Here is a 20,681-nt window from a genome sequence, read left to right as displayed (position 1 = left end):
ATTGTATTATTTTTCGGTTGAAAGAGAATAAGGGAAATCTGTTTTTGCAGTTCCTCTGTTTTTATTCGCCGTATTGCTCATTTCAAAATCAATTGTAGCGCCTTTTAATAATGCCGAATGGCTTAAAAAGTTGTTAGTATCCGCTTTTCCGTTGAATTTCATGCTTTTGATATACTTGTTTTCAGCATTATTTTGAGGCGCATTGATCGTAACTTCTTTTCCGTTTTGCAATTTCAGTTTGATCGTTTTAAACAATGGCGCACCAATAACATACTGATCGCTCGCAGGCGTTACAGGATAAAATCCTATCGCTGAGAAAACATACCAGGCTGAGGTTTGTCCGTTATCTTCGTCTCCGCAATATCCATCAGGGGTTGGTTTGTACATTCTGTTCATGGTTTCTCTTACCCAATATTGCGTTTTCCAGGGTTCACCTGCATAATCATACAAATATGTCATGTGCTGAATAGGCTGATTTCCGTGTGCATATTGTCCCATATTAGCAATTTGCATTTCTCTGATTTCGTGAATCACACTTCCGTAATAACTTTCGTCAAATACCGGCGCTAATGAAAACACTTTATCCAACTGACTTACAAAAACTTCTTTTCCGCCCATCAAATCAATTAAACCCTGCATATCATGAAAAACCGACCATGAATAATGCCAGCTGTTTCCTTCTGTAAAAGCGTCTCCCCATTTAAACGGGCTAAAAGGTGCCTGAAATTTTCCGTCCTTGTTTTTTCCTCTCATCAAATTATTCTCAGAGTCAAAAAGATTTTTATAATTCAAACTGCGCTTTTTGTAAATATCTGTTTCAGATTTTGGTTTATTCAAAGCAACTCCTAATTTGTAAATAGCAAAATCGTCGTATGCATATTCTAATGTTCTCGCAGCATTTTCGTTGATTTCTACATCATAAGGAACATATCCTAACGAGTTGTAATAATCAACACCCAAACGCCCTACCGCTCTTAAAGGCCCGGCATTATTAGCTCCGTGAATCAAGGCTTTGTATAAATTTTCGATTTCAGGATTCTTTTTGGTTTCGCTTTTCAAATACGCTTCAGCCACAATCGAAGCCGAGTTATTCCCCACCATAATATCTCTTAAACCCGGACTTGCCCATTCCGGCAACCAGCCACTTTCGTTATAAGCATTCGATAAACCTTCCTGCATTTGTTGGTTTAATTCCGGATACATTAAATTTAAAAAAGGATATAAAGCCCTGAAAGTATCCCAAAAACCGGTATCTGTAAACATATATCCCGGCAAAATTTTTCCGTTATACGGACTATAATGCACTACTTTTCCTTGAGCATCAAACTCATAGAATTTTCTCGGAAAAAGAAGTGAACGATATAAACTGGAGTAAAAAGTGGTGAATTGTTCTGCCGTTCCTCCTCCTACTTTGATTCGGCTTAACTCTGTATTCCAGACATTTTTACCTTTTTCTTTTATTTGGTCAAAATTGTCTTTGCCCAATTCGTTTAAGTTTCTTTCTGCTTGTTCGTAACTAATAAAAGATGAAGCCACTTTTGCATTAACTTTTTCTCCTTTTGAAGTTTTAAATCCGATAACTGCTCCGGCATGATCTGCCTGAGTTTCTAAGGCGTCTAACAATTTATCGCCATCAAAAGTTTTGGTTACGGTGAAACTTTTATCAAAAACAATCACAAAATAATTCTTGAAATTCTCCGGAACTCCACCGCTATTTTTAGTCGTATATCCAATGATTTTATTTTCGTTTGGAATAATTTTTACATATGAACCTTTATCAAAAGCATCGATAACTACATAAGCATCATCCGTTTGCGGGAATGTAAATCTAAATCTTGCGGCTCTTTCTGTTGGTGCAATTTCAGTCGTTACATCATGATCTGCCAGATAAACACTGTAATAATAAGGCGTTACAATTTCTGATTTATGCGAAAACCAGCTTTCTCTTTCGTCTTCTTTAAAACGCAATTTTCCTGTAATTGGCATAATCGAAAACTGTCCGTAATCGTTCATCCACGGCGATGGCTGATGCGTTTGTTTGAACCCTTTTATTTTTTTAGCCGAATACGTATACGCCCATCCGTCTCCCATTTTTCCCGTTTGCGGTGTCCAGAAATTCATCGCCCAGGGCATCGCAATTGCCGGATAGGTATTTCCGTTAGAAAGTGTATGATCAGAGTCACTGCCAATTAAAGGATTTACCCAATCGATAGGTTTTTCGACATTGTTTATAATACCTTCTTGTGCCGATGCGCATTGAAAGACAAAAAAGAGGGCTACTGATTTAATTAAGAAATTTTTCATGTGCATGATTACAGTTTTACTGAAGATTTTGACACTTTAAGCCTCACAAAAAGAGTCTGGAAATTAATAATAAAATAGTTTATTTTCGAATTAGTAAGAATTTTAAATCGGTATAAAGCCAATTCAAAAATACTAAAGCAAACATACTAAAACGTTTTAGCAAAAACAAAACTTTTTTCGTTTTAAATAATTTTTGCGTTAATTAATGAGTATAATCTTAATTTTAGGAGTGATATTATATTGAATTACTAATGGTAAGTAAAAAATCCAGATTAAGGTTGGGATGAAAATGGAACGCGGATGACACGGATTCGCTAAAGCGATAAGGCGGATTTAAACGGATTTTTTTAGTCTTTGGGAGGAACGAAGCAATCTCACTTGCTTGGTCACACATATTTCGCATAGAGGGAATGTGTAGTCCCTACGGGACAAATTTTCGATGTGAATCTTTTTTCTACCAACATTTAACCTCTACGAGGTACACTCTGCCACGAATTGAAATTCTAGTACAGATAAAATTGCATACCATTTTAAAAACATTTAAATATCTAATAGCTATACTCCGTCAGGAGTTAAATCTTGGTAGAAAACAATATCAACCCAACGCCAAATGTCCCGTAGGGACTACACATTACCACAAATGAAAAAAGTGTCTAATGCAGCTAGTGAGATTGCTTTGCTCTTCGCAAGGATTTACTTCGGGATTAGTCACTTTGCAACAAAACATTTTGTGCTCATTGTTGCGTTCCTTCGACTTCTCTCAGGATGACGAAAATGAGTATAAAATTCGCGCAAATCTATTCAAATCCGCGTCATCTGGGTGCTATTATTTTAACTTCTCTACAGAAGATTCTCTGATTTTCAACTCTGCTTGAAGGAGAATGTTTTTTGTTGGTTCTTCTTTTAGGTCTTTGCGTTTTAAAAGTGGTAATAAAAGCTTCATTAATTCGGTGCTTATTTCTACTAATGGCTGTGAAACAGCTGTAATTGTTGGCGTGTAGATTTTGAAAAGTTCATTATCATCAAAAGTAATGATCCCTAAATCCTGAATTAAATGCGGTGCATTTTCTTTAAAAACTTCTAAACCTGTTTGTGTAAGGTAGTTTGTTGCAAAAAAAACAGCATCTAGTTTTTTAGATTTTTCGATGAAGTTTTTAATGAATTCCTTCGATTTTCCATCGCTGGTTTCGTTATACGGAATCTTAAGGACTTGAGGTTTTAACCTGAAGTTTGAAATTGCTTTTTCATATCCTAATAAACGATCCTGCATTTGGGTCTGGTCAGAATCTGTGGTGATGAAAGCAATATTTTTAAAATTGTTGTCAATAAGGTGGCTTGTTGCTTTAAAAGTTGCATCTTCATTATCTATTACAACGCTATTGCAATCTAAACCAGCAAAATATCTATCTAAAAGAACAACCGGAATATTTTCTTCAATTAACTCTGCAATGGTCGATTTTATTCCCGGAGACGGAACAATAATAAATCCGTCGACTTGCCTGAATTTGAAAATACTGATTAATTCTATCGATTTTTCGTCGTCGTTTTCGTTACTGCAAAAAATAACTTTATATCCTTTTTCATAGGCAATATCTTCAATGATACGGGCTAATTTTGAGAAGAAACTATTTGAAATATCCTCAACCATAAAAACCAAAATATTCGATTTTCCGGTTCTAAGACTCTGGGCAATCTGATTGGGTTTATAATTGACTGCTTTTGCGTAATCTAATACCTTTTGTGTCAACTCTTTCGAAATGTGTTTTTCTTTGGCTTTTCCGTTTAAAACAAAAGAAACAGTGGTAACTGAAATGTTAAGATTTTCTGCAATAGTCTTTATAGATACTGACTTTTTTTTCATTCTAAAGTTATAAAAGATATTAAAATTATTTGCTCAATGCTTTCTTTTAATAAAAACATTGAGCAAATAATGGTCAAATATAGGAAAACTAATTTTAGAAGATTAATAATAAAAACTCAACAAACAATAGTATTTTAACAGTAAAAAAAGAATTTAATGCCTTTTTATGGAGTCGTTTTTAATATGTTTTCATATTTTCACTCTTTATTTTATCTTCCAAAATCATCCTGAAGACGTACGATATCGTCTTCATCCGATGGATTTTCAGGATCTGTATGCTGCCAAATTTCAGCAACAATTCCCCATGAATCCAAACCAATTAAGCGGTGGCGTTCTCCTTTGTCCATCTGGATAAAACTATCAACTGTTAATTCTTTTAATTCTCCTTCTTCGTCTGTATCGCTGATTTTAACGCCAACCGGACCAACTAAAACTTTCCAGATTTCGGCTCTTCTAAAATGATATTGCCACGATAAACGCTTATTTGGTGCAACAATTAATATTTTTGGACTTAGTTTATTGGTAATCTGAATGTCAGACAAATTTAAATGCGGAAAAAACTTTGCTGCAAAAGCACTTGCCTGGGTTTCATCAATTACAAAAAAACCGCCCCAGGGCCTTGTGTGGTCCTGCGCAACAACTTTAAAATTCTCGTTTGCTAAAAATTTTGCAATTTCCTCAAAAACTGCTGGTTTCTCCTCATTGTTTGAAATAGTAATACTCATTTTGATTCTAATTTTAATGATTATAACTTCCTGTTTTTCTTCTTAAAAATTAGGAAGTTCTTCTTTTATTCTTTCCCAAAAAACTTCATTGAACATATAACTTGACCCAATAATACTTGATTCTTCCGTGTTTTCGAGAATTGTAATGGAGATTTCAATCCCGTTATTTTTCCAGTTCTGAAGCACTTTTGGTAAAAAAAGTTCACTGCACTTGGCAATATTGCCACCTAAAACTAATAAATCTGCATTAAATTTCAAAATATATGGCAATAGAAAATCACTTAAATTAGTAGCAAATTCATCAAATATCTTAGCCGAATGTTCATTTTTGATGCTGGCAATTTCCTTAACGCCATCCGTACTTTTTTGACCGCTATATTGTTCGTATTTCTTTAAAAACCATCTTGTCGAAAAATAATCATCGGCAATAGTATTTTTAAAAGGTTTATCCCAAAGACAGCCGTTTTCAGGAACATCATCGCTATTTATTACTGGAATTACATCATTTAAAAATGAAGCTCCAAAACCGGTTCCTAATGTTATTGCGATTACTTTTTGATCTGCTCCGCCGCCTTTTTGATTCAGCGCGCTTCCAATTCCGAATGAAGTAGCGTCATTTAAAAACCTGAAAACAACATTTTTATTGTCTAAATAATCGGCTAATTCTAAAGGAATATCCACGTTATAAAGCGATTCGTATTTGTCATTGCCTTCAAACATGGCAATTCCGGTTTCGTACTGAAATGGTCCGGGCATCGAAAACGCAATTCCAATTGTTTCGTCAACCTTTATTTTTTCAAGCGATTGATTGATGATTTCTGCCCATTTTTTCAGAATTATTTCTTTAGCCGCTTTACTGTCAACAGCGCCTCTAAAATAACTTTCGCTAATTATTTCGCGATTTTCCTGGTTAACTGCTGCACTGCTAATATGACTTCCTCCTATATCTACTCCTACTATTATTGACATTTCTACGTTATTTATATTTAATATTTGGGGGATTATTTTATTATTAATTTTATTTTTTTGTTAGCGAAAATGGACGATCAGAATCGTTGATTCCTCTTTTTTCGTTTGGTGTATTTTTCATTTCGAGTTTAAAAATACCTCCGTTTGTCAAATCTCCGTAAGTCAAAAAGTTTTGGGTATATTCTTTACCGTTTAAGGTTGCTGACTGAATGTAAACATTCTCTTTGTTGTTGTTTTTGGCTTCGATTACAAACTTTTTACCGTTCTCTAAATTGATGGTTGTTTTGGCGAAAACCGGACTTCCTAAAACGTATTGATCTGTTCCCGGACAAACGCTGTAAAATCCTAAGGCACTTAATACATACCAGGAAGAGGTTTGTCCCTGATCTTCATCTCCGGGATATCCATTTTCGGTAGAATTGTATAATTTTTCCATGACATCACGCACGTGATATTGCGCTTTCCAAGGCTGTCCAGCGTAATCATACATATAAATCATGTGCTGAATTGGCTGATTTCCGTGTGCATATTGTCCCATATTGCCCACTTCCATTTCAGTCATTTCGTGAATTTTTCCTCCATAAGTTCCCACATTTACCGTGTTTGGACTAGAGAAAACGGCGTCTAATTTTTTGGTAAAATTATCTTCGCCACCTAGTAAATTAATCAAACCTTGCGGATCCTGAAAAACCGACCATAAATAATGCCATGCGTTTCCTTCTGTAAAAGGGCCTCCCCATTCATATGGATCAAAGTTTGATTTCCAGTCTCCGTTTATATTTCTGCCTTCCATGAAACCGTCTTTGGCATTGTAAACATTTTTGTAGTTGTACATTTGGCGTGAAAAAACGTCCTGATAAAACTGATTATCGGTCATTTTTGCCAATTGATATCCGCAGAAATCATCGTATGCATATTCTAAAGTTTTTGCGGTCGCTTCGCCATATTCCGGATAAGGAACGTAACCCAGCGTGAAGTATTCTTTCCAGCCGTGTCTTCCGTTTGACGGACCTTGCGGACCTTTATTTGTGGCTTCGTGATAGTATGCTTTTAATGCTTTTTTAGGATCAAAGGTTCTGAAACCTTTTGCCCAGGCATCTGTCAAAAGTGAAATTCCGTGATTCCCGATCATACTTCCGGCTTCTGCAGGAAATGACCACGAAGGCAACCACCCAAACTGATCGTAAGCATCGACCAAAGCACCCACATAACGCCCGTGCATTTGCGGAGACAATAAAGCGTTTAAAGGAAATTGTGCTCTAAAAGTATCCCAAAAACCAGTATCTGTGTACATGTATCCGTCGTGAACTTTTACATCATACGGGCTGAAATAAATTGGAGATCCGTCTGCTTTTTCTTCGTAGAATTTTCTGGAGAAAAGACTGGCTCTGAACAAACAAGAATAAAAAGTCCTGAATTGCTCTTCGGTTCCGCCTTCTACCACTACTTTTCCTAATTGTTTGTTCCAGACTTTTCTGGCCGCTTCTTTAGTGTCTTCTAATTTTTTGAAACTGCCTAATTCCTGATTTAAATTTTGTTGTGCCTGATCGTAATTTATGTAGGATGAAGCGATTTTTACCTGAACGATTTCTCCATCTTTAAACTGAAGATAAGCGCCTGCTCCTTTTGCTTCTAACGAAAGTTTATCTGATTTTTCACCGTTTCTGTTTTCCCAGGTTCCTTGTGTTTTAAAAGGTTTATCAAACTGAATTACAAAATAGTTTTTCAATTCTTTTACCTGATCAAAGCCTTTTCCGTTTTGTACAAATCCTGTTATGGTTTGTTTTTTAACATCGATTGTAACGCCGCTCATTCCGGTATATCCATCCAAAACAAGAAAGGAAGCCTGATTTTTTGGGAAAGAAAAACGCATGTGAACACCTCTTTCTGTTGGAGACATTTCGGTTGTTATTTGGTTCTCAAACTGAACCTTATAATAATGAGGTTTTGCAATTTCATTGGTATGGCTAAATTTTGCCGCTCTTTTGTCTTCGTTCAATTCTAAAGTTCCGGTTTCGGGCATTAGCGAAAATACCGCGTAATCATTTGACCATGAACTACATTGATGTGCCTGCTGAAAACCTCTGATGGTTTCTTTGAAATATTGGTATTTCCAGCCATCGCCGTTGTTTCCCGTTTGTGGCGACCAGGTATTCATACCAAAAGGCAATGCCGTAGTAGGATACGTATTTCCTTTTGTTAATTCATGTTTAGAATTTGTTCCCTGCAATGTATTCACATATTGGGTCAAATCTAAAGCCTGCGCGTGACCTAAAAATTGTGCTAAAAGAAAAAAGATTAGATATTTATTATACTTCATGTTTTCAGTTTTATTCGTAATTAATTTACCATTTCAGTTGTACGCTGATGCCTTTGCTGTCGTTTTCAAATTTCAAAAGACAGGTTTTGCTGGCTTCATCCCAAGTGGTGGTAAATGTTGTAATAGTTTGTTTGGCATCATTGCTCAAAATTATTTCTGAAGGTTTTGATGGCAAAAGAATACGCATGGCATTCATGGTATTTGATGGACTTTTGGTTAAAAAAGAATAACTGTTTTTTGTCATTTTCTCTTCGTAAACTCTTGAAGCCGCAGCCAAAACCTGAGGTTTCTTTTTATTTTCGATTCTATTTAAATCAAATAAATAAGCTTGTTCTCCGGGATTGATTATTTTTTCTTGTAAAACAGGTAATTCGGGGTCAAAAAGGTCAATAACTTGTCTTTTAATATGTAAAGCTTCTTTGTTCTCATTTTCGTCTAAAACAGCGATAATATCATACGGTCCGCGTTCTAAATAATAGAAATTTTTAAGTTCTAATTTTTCTTTAGGTTTGGCTTTGTGATACGCTTCTGCAACGATATCAAGAAAATCTTTGTCGTTGTTTTTTTCCAAAACCAATTCTTTTGGATTTTTGCGAACTACAAATACATTTCCTTTTCCGTAGGTGTAATTTGTTTTTGAATTATCGACTTTCAGGTTCATTAATTCAAAAAGATGTTCTGATGGCGCTTTATAGGTTTTGCCATCTTTGTTCCACCATTCGGTTACTTTCTGGAACGGATCATCGTCTTTTCCGTAATAAATCAGCATTCCGCCATCTTTTACCCATTTTGCCAAAACTTCATGATTTTTAGCCGAAAGCGGTTTCATATTGGCATAAGACATTACTAAAACTTTGGTGTCTTTTAAACCGGAAACTAAATCCAGATTTTCCATGTGAACGGTTCCAACGGGAATTCCTCTTTTTAATAAAGGCAACGCCATACCGTAAAAATTAGAAAGTGATGGATCTGTATAACCTTCATGAAGCGGAAAACGCTGAAACATAATAGAATTTGCCAATAAAACATTGATTCCTTTGGTTCCGTTTACTTCATTTTTTGAAACCGGCATGTTGTTCAGGGAATTGATCATTACCTGCATTTGGGTTCCGTATGCTTTTGAAAGCGGTTGTCTTTCCTGACCTTCTTCCATTTTAAATTTACCTAAATAAATTCGTGGCGGCCAGGGCATAACTTCATAACTCGCAACTGTTGGGTACATCAATTGAGCGGTAAAAGTGGCCTGATAATTTTTCTTGTAATCGGCCCAGGTCTGACTTCTGTCTTCGATAGGATCTGTCAGGAAAAACATTTCTCTGCCTGTTGGCGCTGTCATTGAAACCATTGAACCGTATTCCAGAAAGGCATTTTCAAAGGTTCTTTCTTTAAAATCTCCGTTAAAATAAACTCTTTCACGAGAAGTTCCTGTCCAGACCTGCGCGATGTATCCGTCCATGTAGGGTAATTGTGCCAGACTGGCTTCAGGACTTACGATTTCCCAGGATGCATAATTGATTAAGGAGTGCGTTGGGACATAACATTTTACTTTTCTGCCAATACTTTGGCTGTATTGATGAACATATTCAAAGACATTTTTCAAGGCATTGAAATACAAATCATATTTTAGTTTTGATGATAAATAGGTCGCTTCCGGAGATTCGTCCTGTGCTTGCCAAGGCGATCCGTAGAACTTTTGCCATTCGTTTTTGAAGGCGTCGCTGTATCCGGCTCTTGCCCAAAATTCAGGTTCTTCGAGATAAATCGCGGTTGATCCTGCGTCGATGGCTTCTTTTACCAAACCTTTTATGTATTCAATATATCCGGCTGTTGGAACCGTGTACGGAACATCTTCACCATGCCAGATAATCTCGCCGTTTTTCATTTTCTGACCTTCGTCAAAATGCTGTTTGCCGTCGTATTTTCCCTTAAAATAATCTTTGTATTGTCCCCAGGCAATACCGGTCATAAACTGAATGGTATAACCGTTGTCTTTCCAGCTTTTGGCTCTTTCCTTAAAGTTTCCTCCGGCATCGTTTATTCCGTAAACAATAGCCGCATCTGCCCTGACATCATAAGCAGGACTCCAGGCATCAGATACCTGGAATACTGTTTTGGGGTCTTTTTTTTGCGCAAATAATTGCGCTGGCAAAACGAAAAGACCTGAAAGGATTATTATTTTAGAATACTTTTTCATACTCTGAATTTTATTTTTGAGCTGCTGGTGGTGCAATTTGCATAATGCCTACAGCACTGCAGGCTTCGAATGACTGAACGGTTAAAACCGGGCAAGGAATATCATAATCACGGAACATGATGTTTCTGTTTTTGTCTCTGTTTCTCCAGGCTACATCACCGTTTTTACGAAGCCAGGTCAGGTATTGATCTTGTCCTCCGTCGTTTACCAATGCCATTGTATATCTGGCAAAAATGGCTTTCAAGACTCCTTGTTCGTTCCAGTCGCCTTCTGCAGGAAGAATTCCTTCTGCGCTTGACATTACGTTTTTAGTATAATCAGCGGCTAATTTTGCATCATTTAAATAGGCTGCGTCTTTCGTTTCTTTATAAAGTGCTACTGCAGCTCCTATACAAGTTCCCTGATTATAGGTGTAATCAGACCAACCCGGATTGTTTCCTATTTTATTATCGGCTACGCGTCCTGTTGTTTTTTCGAATAAATTGTTTTTTGACCAGTCGTAAATGCTTTTTGCTTTATCCAAATAGGCTGCGTCTCCAGTGATTTTGTATAATTCCATTGCTGCAATTACAGTAGGATAATTGATGCAGGTATTTTTTCCTGAATGCTGAAAATCCCAGAACATTCCGCCGTTAATTGGGTCGTATGAACCATTCCAAACATATTCAAAACCTTTGATAGAGTTTTGAAGGTATTCTTCGTTTTTAGTGATTTCATATCCTCGGCTTAATGAGATTACCCACCACATCATATCGTCATAAATAAACCATTTTACTTTGTTGCTGTAATTGAAACCGTCGTATTCTTTATAAGCGCCCTGATAGATATCATTGATCAAAGTCAGGTATTTAGGATCATTGGTACGTTTGTAAGCATCCATGGCAATGTCCCAAAAAATAGCTTGTGTCCAGATCGAACCCAATCCGCCTTTTTCGGTTGTGCTGTAATATAATTTTGCTGTTGGGTTGTAAAACTGTTTGTTGAAAGCTTCATACGCAACCGTTGCATCAGCACCTGTGTAAGGCGTAATATTGGTGGTGTCCGGTGTCCATAAAGGTGGTCCCGTAGGCTCATCATTACTACAGAACGAAAAAAGAACGCTCACTAAAACCAGGTAAATTATTTTATATTTTTTCATAATTTTTATGTTTTATTTTTTGGATGTTTTCCATTTTAAAAGTTGCATGTAATATCCTCCCACTACAGATCTGGCTTTGAAGTTTACCGTATGCCCGTCTAAAGTCTGGTGCCAATCACTTAATGGAACTCTGTCAGGAGTTTCGTTTGCATAATCCCAAACTGGGTTAACGATTGCATCAAAATCTTTTTGATTGTCTGCTAAAGACGCTGACCATATGATCCAGTCTGTTTTGGTATAATTTTCACGGCTGTCTAATGGCATACCGTATTTATTTTGTTTGGTTAAATAATACGCAACTTCCGTTTTTCTAACACTTTCAGGAAAAACATTCAGATCCAGAATCGTGTCCCAAGCCAGGTTGTATTTTTGACTCCAGGTTCCCGGCTTTCCAAAAGCTAATGTGTAATGGTCATTATCTTTGGCTAAATCCACCCATTTTAGCGCCATTTCTTTTGCAGAAGCACTAAATTCCTGTTCTGTTTTTTTATCGCCTAACATTCCTGCTAATTTTCCGTAAGCGGCTAATGCTTCGATTGCTTTTATTGAAAGATTGGCGTTGCGCGCTAAATGTCCCGCAAAGTCATCTGTTGATAATTGATTTTCAGGATCAAAACCACTTTTCTTTAAATAGTTTGCCCATGTTGTCAGGGTTTCCCAGTGTTTTTTAGCATAATCTGCATTTCCTTCCTGCTGTGCGATTGCGGCAACCACAACAATTGCATTTCCGGCTTCTTCAACTGGCATATCTTCACCATAAGTTTGTCCGGTTGCAATTGGGTATGTTCCTAAATCGTGCGATGGGAACGGTTTTTTCCATTTTCCGCTTTCGCTGTAATAGAAGATTCCGTTTAGCATTCCTTCCATTAATTTCGGGTTGTAAAGCAAGAATAACGGTGATGAAGGATACGTTAAATCGACTGTATTGATTGATCCGTTACTGTGATTTTCTTTCGATAAAAAAAGAATATCGCCGTTTGGAGCCTGAGTAATCGAATGCGCTGCGATGGCTTGTCTGTATGCCAAAATACATAAATCAGCATATTTTTTTCCGCCGGCTTCTGTAGCATCTGATAATAATTTTGCATCAAATTTTTCGGTTTTTCGGATGATTCTTTTGTAAGCTGAACTGGCATCTGAAAGTGCTTCTTCAATTGTTTTTCCGTCTTTTTTCCACCACGGTTTTAATGGAGTATCAAAATAGTTTACGGCAAACAATTCGTCGTAACCCATCAGGAATACTTGTTTTTTTACTTTACTTCCCACATTTCCAAGATCAACTATGGTATTCAAATATAAATTAGTTCCGTTTAGATTGTTAACTTCTGATGCTATTTTGGTACTTAAAAAAGGCTCAAAACCACCGTTTGCTGATGAAATATATTGTTTTACATCTTTAGAAGATTTAGTCGCAACATAAGCATATCCCCAATCAATTCTAAGATCATCGCCTTTCTTTTGAAGCACTGGCTGTTCTGTAGTTCCGGCTTTTAAAATCGCTAAATTATTCTGCGTGTAACGTGAAACTTCTACTTCCTGCGCCGGAGAATCTACGGCCAATGAACTTGAAGCACCTAAATAAACCTGAACGCTGTGTTTTTTATCATCTTTTGATTTTACTGCAACTGAAATATAACTTACAGGACGGCTTAATATTTTTAAATCATTTAATAAAAGCGGTGATGTAAAGGTTACATTTAGTTCTGCTTTTCCGCAATCAAAAGTATATTTTGTGTTGGTAGCTTCCAGGGAAACATTGGTTTGATTTGCCTGATGAATGGTTACATTTCGCATCGAAACATCTTCGGTTACTAAACCTGCGTCAAGCCATTGTCCGCCTGCGGTATTTTCGATATGAACGGCTAATACATTTCCTTTTGCTTTCAGTTTTGCAAGTACAGCAGATTCAATGTTGATGTATTTGTACTGATGTTTCCATCCGGTTACGTCATAAATTTTTTCTCCGTTAAGGTAAACCTGAATATCATCGTCATGGCGCAGTTTCAGGAATAATTTACTGAAGTTTTTATCCTTTAAATCAAAGGTTCTTCTTGTCCAAAGGTTTCTGGATTTCCAGATGGTTTTGGCTTTTGATTCTTCATCTGTAAAAGGCGCTTTTCCGGTTTTCCATGCAGCATCATTAAAATCAGAATTTTTCCAGTCAGATGACGGAGCTTCTTCCGAATATTTTACGCTGTAATTTTCTTCATCGGCTGTAGCCAAAACTGTTTTATAAGCTGTTGATTCTACACCAAGAAAGCGGTACACTTCGCCATCTATTTTGATTAATCCGGTCAAAGACTGCTCTGCTCCTGTCCAGTGCTGGGTTGCCATGGTATTTAACTGATTTCCGGCAGACCATACACTCTGATAAGGCGTGTGCGTGATTAAAGGATAAGAAGGCGCTCTTAATATCTGAGCATTACTGGTCGTGATTGCTGTAAAAGCAAGGGTTATAATCGAGATATATTTTTTTATCATTATAATGTATTGTTGAAATTTTACTGATTATGCAATATTGATTTTGAAAATAATTTTAATATTTAAGAGATTGGAGCATTCTGACTAACCAGGCCAGAATGCTTATCAATCATTACTAAACTTAATTAACTAAACCTTTATTTTCTAACATAATACTGCCTCCATTCACTGATCTGAATGGCGTCGCTACCGTAATTAGCAGTAATATTTATTCTGTAATATTTGTATGCAGTTGTGTTGTCTACGACAAATTCTCTGGTTTGATTTCTTCCGCTGAAAACCTGATTGGTTCTTTTGTCTAAAGATGTCCATGTTGAACCGTCATTAGAACCTAGAAGTTCCCAGTTTTTAGCATCTCTGTCCGGTGCATCATTACCGGATGTAAAGTTATACTTGTTTACTACTGCAGCTTCTATAAGTTCCTGCTGCATCCAGAAATTAATATTATTGGTATCTAAACCTCCAACTAAAAACTTAGAATTTAAGTCATTGTCAATTAATTTTAGAGATCCTTCGCCTCCTTGCGCTCCATTTCCGTTGTCTTTGCTTACGGTTAATGTTGCTCCGGTTGTTAAATCTGTAATGTTTACAACTGGTGTAAATGGATAATTTAAGGTTGGAAAATCAGCGCGGGCGTCTAATAATTGTTCCTGCCATTCGTCATTCCATCCAAAAGCTGCTTCGGCAAGAGGCTGTAAATCGTCTCCTGTTGCGCCGCTAAAAAAGTGAACAAATTCTCCCATATTCATATCATGCGCATATACATTACCGTTTGTTGGGTAAAATTGTGCCGTAAGTTTAAAGAAGTTTCCCAGTGCTAAACTTCCGCCGTGATCTTTATAAATTGGCATGTACCAATCTTTAAACCAATTGGTGTTTTCTTTTGGAAAAGTTTCTGTTTTTGCATTGTAAAGTGCTGCAATACGATCTGCATCTGTTTGCATTTGCAAATTGGTGTAAATATCATATAAGAAGATTTGCGAAAATGTATCTCCCCAAATTGCTTTTGCAGGAGAACCGTTTATTCCTTTTGCAGAAGTTTCAACAATCTGACTGATTGCAATAAGCGGATTATCGATGTTGTTTCCTTTCATTTCATAACCATCAAAGGCAATGTCGAAGATGCTTCTGTTTCCGCTTTCGCTGTTAAAAGTCGTTCCTACATAAGTTGCGCCTTTGCTTTTGTCATGAAAAACAGCATATAATCTGTTGTCTCCGGCAAAATCTCCGTAAGTCGCAGTTACTTGTTTCCAGGTATTTTTGAAAAAATCATTTGGCCAATCCAAAGGTCTTTTTACATCATTATCATAATAAATGGCCACATTTTTATCAAAATACTGACGGTATAATTTATCAGTGTGATTGCTCCAGTTTTCGTTAATTTCTCTTGGAGGCGCTCCCGCGGGATCTGAGTTTACAATTGCATCCGGCATTCCTTCGATAATCGAAGAATCGTCGTCGTTGCAAGAGCAAAATAAGCTTGTAACAAAAATTAATGAAATAATTTTTACGATATTTTTATTCATAGTTTTACGTTTTAAAGGTTATTTAAGCGCTGTTTATTATAAGAAAAACAGCGCTGTAAAATACTTAGATTACCATCCCGGGTTTTGAATTAACTTGGTATTTGTGTTCAATTCTTTTTGTGGTATTGGCCATAAATAATGTCTTTGATTGAAAACCCTTTGTTCAAAAACTACGCGTTTGTAAAAGTTATTTTCATCTGTTGCGTTAATATCCATTCCGTGAAAATCACCTGCAAATTTTGTGATTGCTTCTTTCCAACGGCGAACATCAAAATAACGCACGTTTTCGAAAGCAAGTTCTACCCTGCGCTCTTTATGAATGGCGTCACGCATTTGTGCCTGACCTCCCGGAATATCCAAACCTGCGTCACCATATTGTGGAATTCCTGCTCTTTCTCTGATTTTATTCAGGTAAATTAAAATATCAGGATTTGAAGGATCTGACTCGTTTAAGGCTTCTACATAATCCAAATAGATTTCTGCAAGTCTCAACATTGGTATACTTCTGTTGGTATTATTTTTATTACCTGTAATCATTGTTTTTCTAACCATATAACCTGTTGGGCTATAATCGTTTGAACCTACTTTACGTCCTGAATTTCCACCGTACCAGGTAGCGGTTATAATGTTTCCGAAATCTCGGTTTAACCAAAGACTTTCATTATAGGTAACTCCTACATAAAATCTTGGTTCTCTGTTTGCCCATTGATTGTAGGTATTTCTTTTTTGGAAATCATTTGGAGATTGAAAATTAGAGAAACCAGTTTGCTGGTAACCTGAAGCCGGATCATCTATAGAACGACCGTTTGCTGTAAAATAAGCATCAACCATTTCCTGCGTTACCGCTAGTCCGCCTGCTCCGTGTACTTCATCAGGATATCCTGCGTGATAAGGCGTTACATCATAATGATACGAGATTCCGCCACGAGGACGTGCATAAATCATTTCCTTGTTCCAGTCTTTCAACATTACATCACGAGTTGATAAATAAGGATTGTAAGATCCGTCTGAATTGTATTCTTTGAATAAATCATAAGTGGTAGGAACATATTCGTCAATGAAAGCTTTTGCTGCATTTGCTGCTAATTTCCATTTGTTTACGTCTACAGTCTGAGGAATAAATTGCTGTCCTTTTTCGTCTACAAAACCTGAATAATCAGTGTTTCCGTTAAACAACGGACTTGCATTTAGTAATAACACTTTTTCTTTTATTGCTAAAGCAAAAGGTCTGCTCATTCTTCCTGCATTATCATCTGTAAAAGAAACTGTTTTTAAAGCCTCTGCTCCAATATTCAATTCGCTTACGATATAATCCACACATTCCTGCATGCTATTTCTGTGCAAATTAAGCGCATTTAGATCTGCATCAACCGGAACCGGTTTTTCTCCCATAAGGATAACCGGACCGTAAATTCTAATTAAATTATAGTACCAATACGCTCTTAAAACTCTGGCTTCGGCTGTATATTGATTGGTTCTGTCATCTGTACAATCCGAACATTTATTGATGTTTTGGATTAAGGTAGAACAATCTCTGATTCCTCCGTAAAAGTTAGACCATTGATCGTAGGTTTCGCCACTTGTAGCATTCCAGTCTCCGATGTCCATAAAGTTTCCGAAGTGAAAGGATACCCAGTATTCGGCTTCATCAGAGGCTCCTAACCACGGACCTGAATGCGAATTTGTATCTCTTTGATCTAATTCACTTGGAACGCGTGAATAGATGTTTGCCAAATATTTTTCTACAGTGCTTCTTTGAGAAAAAGTTTCATCGAACGTTAGACGATCGTCCGGAACCTGATCTAAAAAATCATCATTACAGGAAAAGAATAAAAGTCCCGCAAATATTAATATTAATTTTTTCATCACTTGATTATTTAAATATTATAGTATTTGTTTTTTATTAGAATTGTACGTTAACACCAACTGAAACTGTTGTAATGTTTGGATATGCTCTACCATTGCTTGAATTTAACTCCGGATCCCACATTTTGAAATTTGAGAACGTTAGTAAATTTACCCCTCTGATATAAAATCTTGTACTTGATATACTTGCTTTATTTGAAATGCGGGAAGGAAGATTATATCCTATTTCTGAAGTTTTTAGCCTTAAGAAACTAACATCTCTTAACCACCATGAACTTATTTGTGTGTTGTTGTTTTGTCCAATTCCGGAATCTCCGTAAGATAATCTTGGATAAGTTGCATAAGCATTATCACTATCAGGAGTCCAGCGATCGATTGCTGCTGTGTATAAATTTCCGATTCCGCCACCGCCTACGAAAGGCTGAACTGATTCTCCGTTAAGCATAATATCAGCATCTGATTGTCCCTGGAAAAACAAACTTAAATCGAAACCTTTGTATTCTGCTGTTAAACCAAAACCGTATGTAAAAGCTGGAATATCTCCTTTTCCAATTTGTTTTTGATCGTAAGAATCGATTTTTCCGTCACCGTTTAAATCCGTGTATTTAATATCTCCCGGCATGATTTGTCCAAACTGGGTTGGATATTGACTTCCGTCAGCCGGCGAAATAAATCCGTCTTTGTTGACGTCATCTGCAAGTGTGTACAAACGTTCTGCAACGTAACCAAAACGAGCGTTTAGAGGAGTTCCTCTTTTATCCTGCCAAGGGTAAAGCTGTTGAGGTTCGCCGTTTTCGATAATTTTATTTTTATTATATGTATAAGTTCCTCTAAAAGTCAATTTTAAATCATTAATATTTTGCGTGTAATTAATGCTTCCGTCAAAACCTTTGTTGTCAACAACTCCAATGTTTCCGTAAGGAGAAGCGGCAAGACCAATATAAATAGGCACATCGCCTCTTGGTAAAAATGCTCCTGAAGAACGATCTTTGAATAAGTCAAAAATTACTTTGAAATTATTATTGAAAGCATTTACCTCAATACCTAAATCTCTTTTGCGCGAAGTTGCCCAGGTAACATCTGAACCGTAATACGTTTCACGAATTCCTGATGTATATTGTGGATCTTCTCCAAAATCATATCCTGGCTGACCGTCTTCTACACGGCTTAAGTACGCAAAACGACCTGCTCCTGAAGCGGCTCCAACTTTACCATCTGAATATCTGAATTTCAAATAATTGATCGTTTCTTTAAGAGGAGCAAAAAATTCTTCGTTTGAAACTACCCAACCTGCAGCAAATGAAGGGAAAAACCCGTATCTGTTGTCTGGCGCAAAATTCTCTGAACCGTTGTAACCTCCGTTTATTTCTAAGAAATAACGATCGTTGTAACCGTATGTAATACGACCCGCAAGTCCTTGATTTCTATACGGAATAGATGCTGTAAAATCATTGGCAAAAGCATCAACATAATCGGATCTGTTGAATAATAACAATCCTCCAAAAGTATGTTTGCCAAAAGTACGATCGTAGTTGAAAGAAGTTTCTAAATAAATTCTTCTGTTTCCGCCGTTTGCTCTGCTGTATCCTAAATAATCTGTACCTGCGTAAGTTTGGTTCAAAATTAACTGGCCGTCTTGTGAATATGGCGTGTTTTGATCTACAAAATAAGTGCTTGGTCTTTTTCCTCTGTTTACGTTTTGCTCGTTGTACGCATCAAAAGCAAACATTCCTGTCCAGGTGAATCCTTTTGTTATAAAACCTAAGTTTTGAGTTAATCTTAAATTTGAGTTGATCTGGTTTTTGGTATTTACTTTATATCCTCTTAAAGCTGCTTGCGCATAAGGATTAAATACGGATGTTGGTCCTTTACCCGGAATAAAACCTCCGGGATATAGTACCGGAAAATCAACCGGAGAAGCCTCAAGTGCTGCACTATAAATAGCATCTGCTCCTACTTCTGGATAATTTCCTTCAGAAAGATAGCCACGAACGCCAAGTGTCATACTTGTTGTTTTGGTAATATCAATGTTTAAGTTTGTTGTAAAATTGTATCGTTTAAAACGTGTATCCGAATCGTAACTTTCTGTATCACTTGTTTTAAACAATCCTTTTTCGTCATAATATCCTAACGAAACGTAGTATTTAGCGGCTTCAGCCCCACCACTTACGTTTACGGTTGCCTGACGGTTTCTTCCGTATTTGTTGTAAACAGCGTCTAACCAATCTACATCCGGATATAATAGCGGGTCGTATTTTGTTGCGGTACGGTTTATGGTTTCTTCCGAATATCTGGGCTGTTGTCCTCTCGTTACCAAAGCTTCATTTGCCAAACGCATATATGTAACGCCATTAACCAAATCCGGAACTTTGGTAAAAGATGTAATTCCTTCGTTGTAGTCAACCATAATTTGAGGTTTTCCCACTTTACCTTTTTTAGTTTCGATCAGGATTACGCCATTTGCTCCACGAATACCGTATACAGCTGTAGCTGATGCATCTTTTAAGATAGAAAACGAAGCAATATCTATCGGGTTCAAATCGTCTATGGCGCGCTCAACTCCATCTACTAAAATAAGCGGACTGGAACTGCCAAATGTAGAAATACCACGAATCCATAAATCGGCACTATTACTGCCCGGAAGTCCTGAACGCTGTACGCCTGTTAAACCGGAAATTCTACCGGCCAGCATTGTGCTTACGTTTGCAACAGGCTGTTTAAGCTCGTTAACATCTATAGTGGACTGAGCGCCAACAACGCTTACTTTTTTCTGTTTACCGTAACCCACTACTACAACTTCATTTAGTGAGTTTAAGTCTGAAAGTAACTGAACATCGATAACTTGTCTATTTCCAACTTCTGTTTCAACCGTTTTTAGTCCCGTATAATTAAAAACTAAAATGGCATTCTTAGAACTTACTTTGATGGTATAACTTCCGTCAAAATCTGTTTGAGTTGCGTTTGTTGTTCCTTTTTCTACAATATAAACTCCCGGTAATGATAATTTATCAGCGTCAAGAACGGTTCCTTTGATGGTAATTGGATCTTGTTGAAATGCTATTTTGGCTGCAGAAACTGTGTTAATCATGCAAGATGAAATAAGTAAATACATCAAAGCAATTTTATGCACTTTCAATTTACTGTGGACCGTAAAAAGACCTGTGCATTTTAATTTAAAAACAGTTTCTAAGAAATCTTTCGTTTTCATATAATGTCTGTGTTATTAATTTTTTTTGGTTAGTATTTGGTTAGTATCAAGTTAATGTTTCGTTAACATGACAAACATACTAAAACGTT

Annotated in this window: 11 protein-coding genes; all 11 read right to left on the bottom strand. The window is 36.7% G+C overall.

From position 1 onward, the window contains the following. Positions 1-6: 6 nt before the first annotated feature. Positions 7-2,304: a GH92 family glycosyl hydrolase gene (locus ACZ0AH_RS09935; protein WP_463475641.1), complete on the bottom strand. Its 2,298-nt coding sequence runs from the start codon at positions 2,302-2,304 to the stop codon at positions 7-9. Positions 2,305-3,130: 826 nt separating this feature from the next. After that, complete coding sequence (locus ACZ0AH_RS09930) at positions 3,131-4,165, bottom strand: LacI family DNA-binding transcriptional regulator (protein ID WP_463475640.1); 1,035 nt, start codon at positions 4,163-4,165, stop codon at positions 3,131-3,133. A 209-nt stretch (positions 4,166-4,374) separates the two neighbouring features. Next, positions 4,375-4,890, bottom strand: coding sequence for a cupin domain-containing protein (locus tag ACZ0AH_RS09925; RefSeq protein ID WP_463475639.1), 516 nt, complete (start codon positions 4,888-4,890; stop codon positions 4,375-4,377). 42 nt (positions 4,891-4,932) lie between these two features. Then, on the bottom strand, positions 4,933-5,859 hold the full coding sequence (locus tag ACZ0AH_RS09920; RefSeq protein WP_463475638.1) for an ROK family protein: 927 nt from the start codon (positions 5,857-5,859) through the stop codon (positions 4,933-4,935). Positions 5,860-5,908: 49 nt separating this feature from the next. Further along, on the bottom strand, positions 5,909-8,179 hold the full coding sequence (locus tag ACZ0AH_RS09915) for a GH92 family glycosyl hydrolase (RefSeq protein WP_463475637.1): 2,271 nt from the start codon (positions 8,177-8,179) through the stop codon (positions 5,909-5,911). 25 nt (positions 8,180-8,204) lie between these two features. Further along, positions 8,205-10,373: a hypothetical protein gene (locus ACZ0AH_RS09910; protein ID WP_463475636.1), complete on the bottom strand. Its 2,169-nt coding sequence runs from the start codon at positions 10,371-10,373 to the stop codon at positions 8,205-8,207. 10 nt (positions 10,374-10,383) lie between these two features. Then, positions 10,384-11,511 carry a glycoside hydrolase family 76 protein gene (locus ACZ0AH_RS09905; RefSeq protein ID WP_463475635.1) on the bottom strand — a complete coding sequence of 376 codons (1,128 nt, stop codon included), beginning with the start codon at positions 11,509-11,511 and terminating at the stop codon, positions 10,384-10,386. A 12-nt stretch (positions 11,512-11,523) separates the two neighbouring features. Beyond that, positions 11,524-13,992, bottom strand: coding sequence for a glutaminase family protein (locus ACZ0AH_RS09900; protein ID WP_463475634.1), 2,469 nt, complete (start codon positions 13,990-13,992; stop codon positions 11,524-11,526). A gap of 137 nt (positions 13,993-14,129) precedes the next feature. Then, the gene (locus tag ACZ0AH_RS09895) at positions 14,130-15,518 is read right to left on the bottom strand and encodes a discoidin domain-containing protein (RefSeq protein WP_463475633.1); all 1,389 of its coding nucleotides are present in this window, start codon (positions 15,516-15,518) and stop codon (positions 14,130-14,132) included. A gap of 69 nt (positions 15,519-15,587) precedes the next feature. Beyond that, a complete protein-coding gene (locus tag ACZ0AH_RS09890) occupies positions 15,588-17,384 on the bottom strand; it encodes a RagB/SusD family nutrient uptake outer membrane protein (protein WP_463475632.1) in 1,797 nt (598 codons plus the stop codon). 37 nt (positions 17,385-17,421) lie between these two features. Further along, positions 17,422-20,592, bottom strand: coding sequence for a SusC/RagA family TonB-linked outer membrane protein (locus tag ACZ0AH_RS09885; RefSeq protein ID WP_463475631.1), 3,171 nt, complete (start codon positions 20,590-20,592; stop codon positions 17,422-17,424). Between the last annotated feature and the right edge of the window lie 89 nt (positions 20,593-20,681).

It is taken from the genome of Flavobacterium sp. AC105 (genome assembly GCF_979258495.1).
This window is presented reverse-complemented; position numbering and strand designations above follow the sequence as displayed.

Coding starts and splice junctions, on each gene's coding strand:
- ACZ0AH_RS09935 (WP_463475641.1), bottom strand. CDS start 2,304: ATGAAAAATTTCTTAATTAAATCAGTAGCCCTCTTTTTTGTCTTTCAA.
- ACZ0AH_RS09900 (WP_463475634.1), bottom strand. CDS start 13,992: ATGATAAAAAAATATATCTCGATTATAACCCTTGCTTTTACAGCAATC.
- ACZ0AH_RS09930 (WP_463475640.1), bottom strand. CDS start 4,165: ATGAAAAAAAAGTCAGTATCTATAAAGACTATTGCAGAAAATCTTAAC.
- ACZ0AH_RS09910 (WP_463475636.1), bottom strand. CDS start 10,373: ATGAAAAAGTATTCTAAAATAATAATCCTTTCAGGTCTTTTCGTTTTG.
- ACZ0AH_RS09885 (WP_463475631.1), bottom strand. CDS start 20,592: ATGAAAACGAAAGATTTCTTAGAAACTGTTTTTAAATTAAAATGCACA.
- ACZ0AH_RS09925 (WP_463475639.1), bottom strand. CDS start 4,890: ATGAGTATTACTATTTCAAACAATGAGGAGAAACCAGCAGTTTTTGAG.
- ACZ0AH_RS09920 (WP_463475638.1), bottom strand. CDS start 5,859: ATGTCAATAATAGTAGGAGTAGATATAGGAGGAAGTCATATTAGCAGT.
- ACZ0AH_RS09895 (WP_463475633.1), bottom strand. CDS start 15,518: ATGAATAAAAATATCGTAAAAATTATTTCATTAATTTTTGTTACAAGC.
- ACZ0AH_RS09890 (WP_463475632.1), bottom strand. CDS start 17,384: ATGAAAAAATTAATATTAATATTTGCGGGACTTTTATTCTTTTCCTGT.
- ACZ0AH_RS09905 (WP_463475635.1), bottom strand. CDS start 11,511: ATGAAAAAATATAAAATAATTTACCTGGTTTTAGTGAGCGTTCTTTTT.
- ACZ0AH_RS09915 (WP_463475637.1), bottom strand. CDS start 8,179: ATGAAGTATAATAAATATCTAATCTTTTTTCTTTTAGCACAATTTTTA.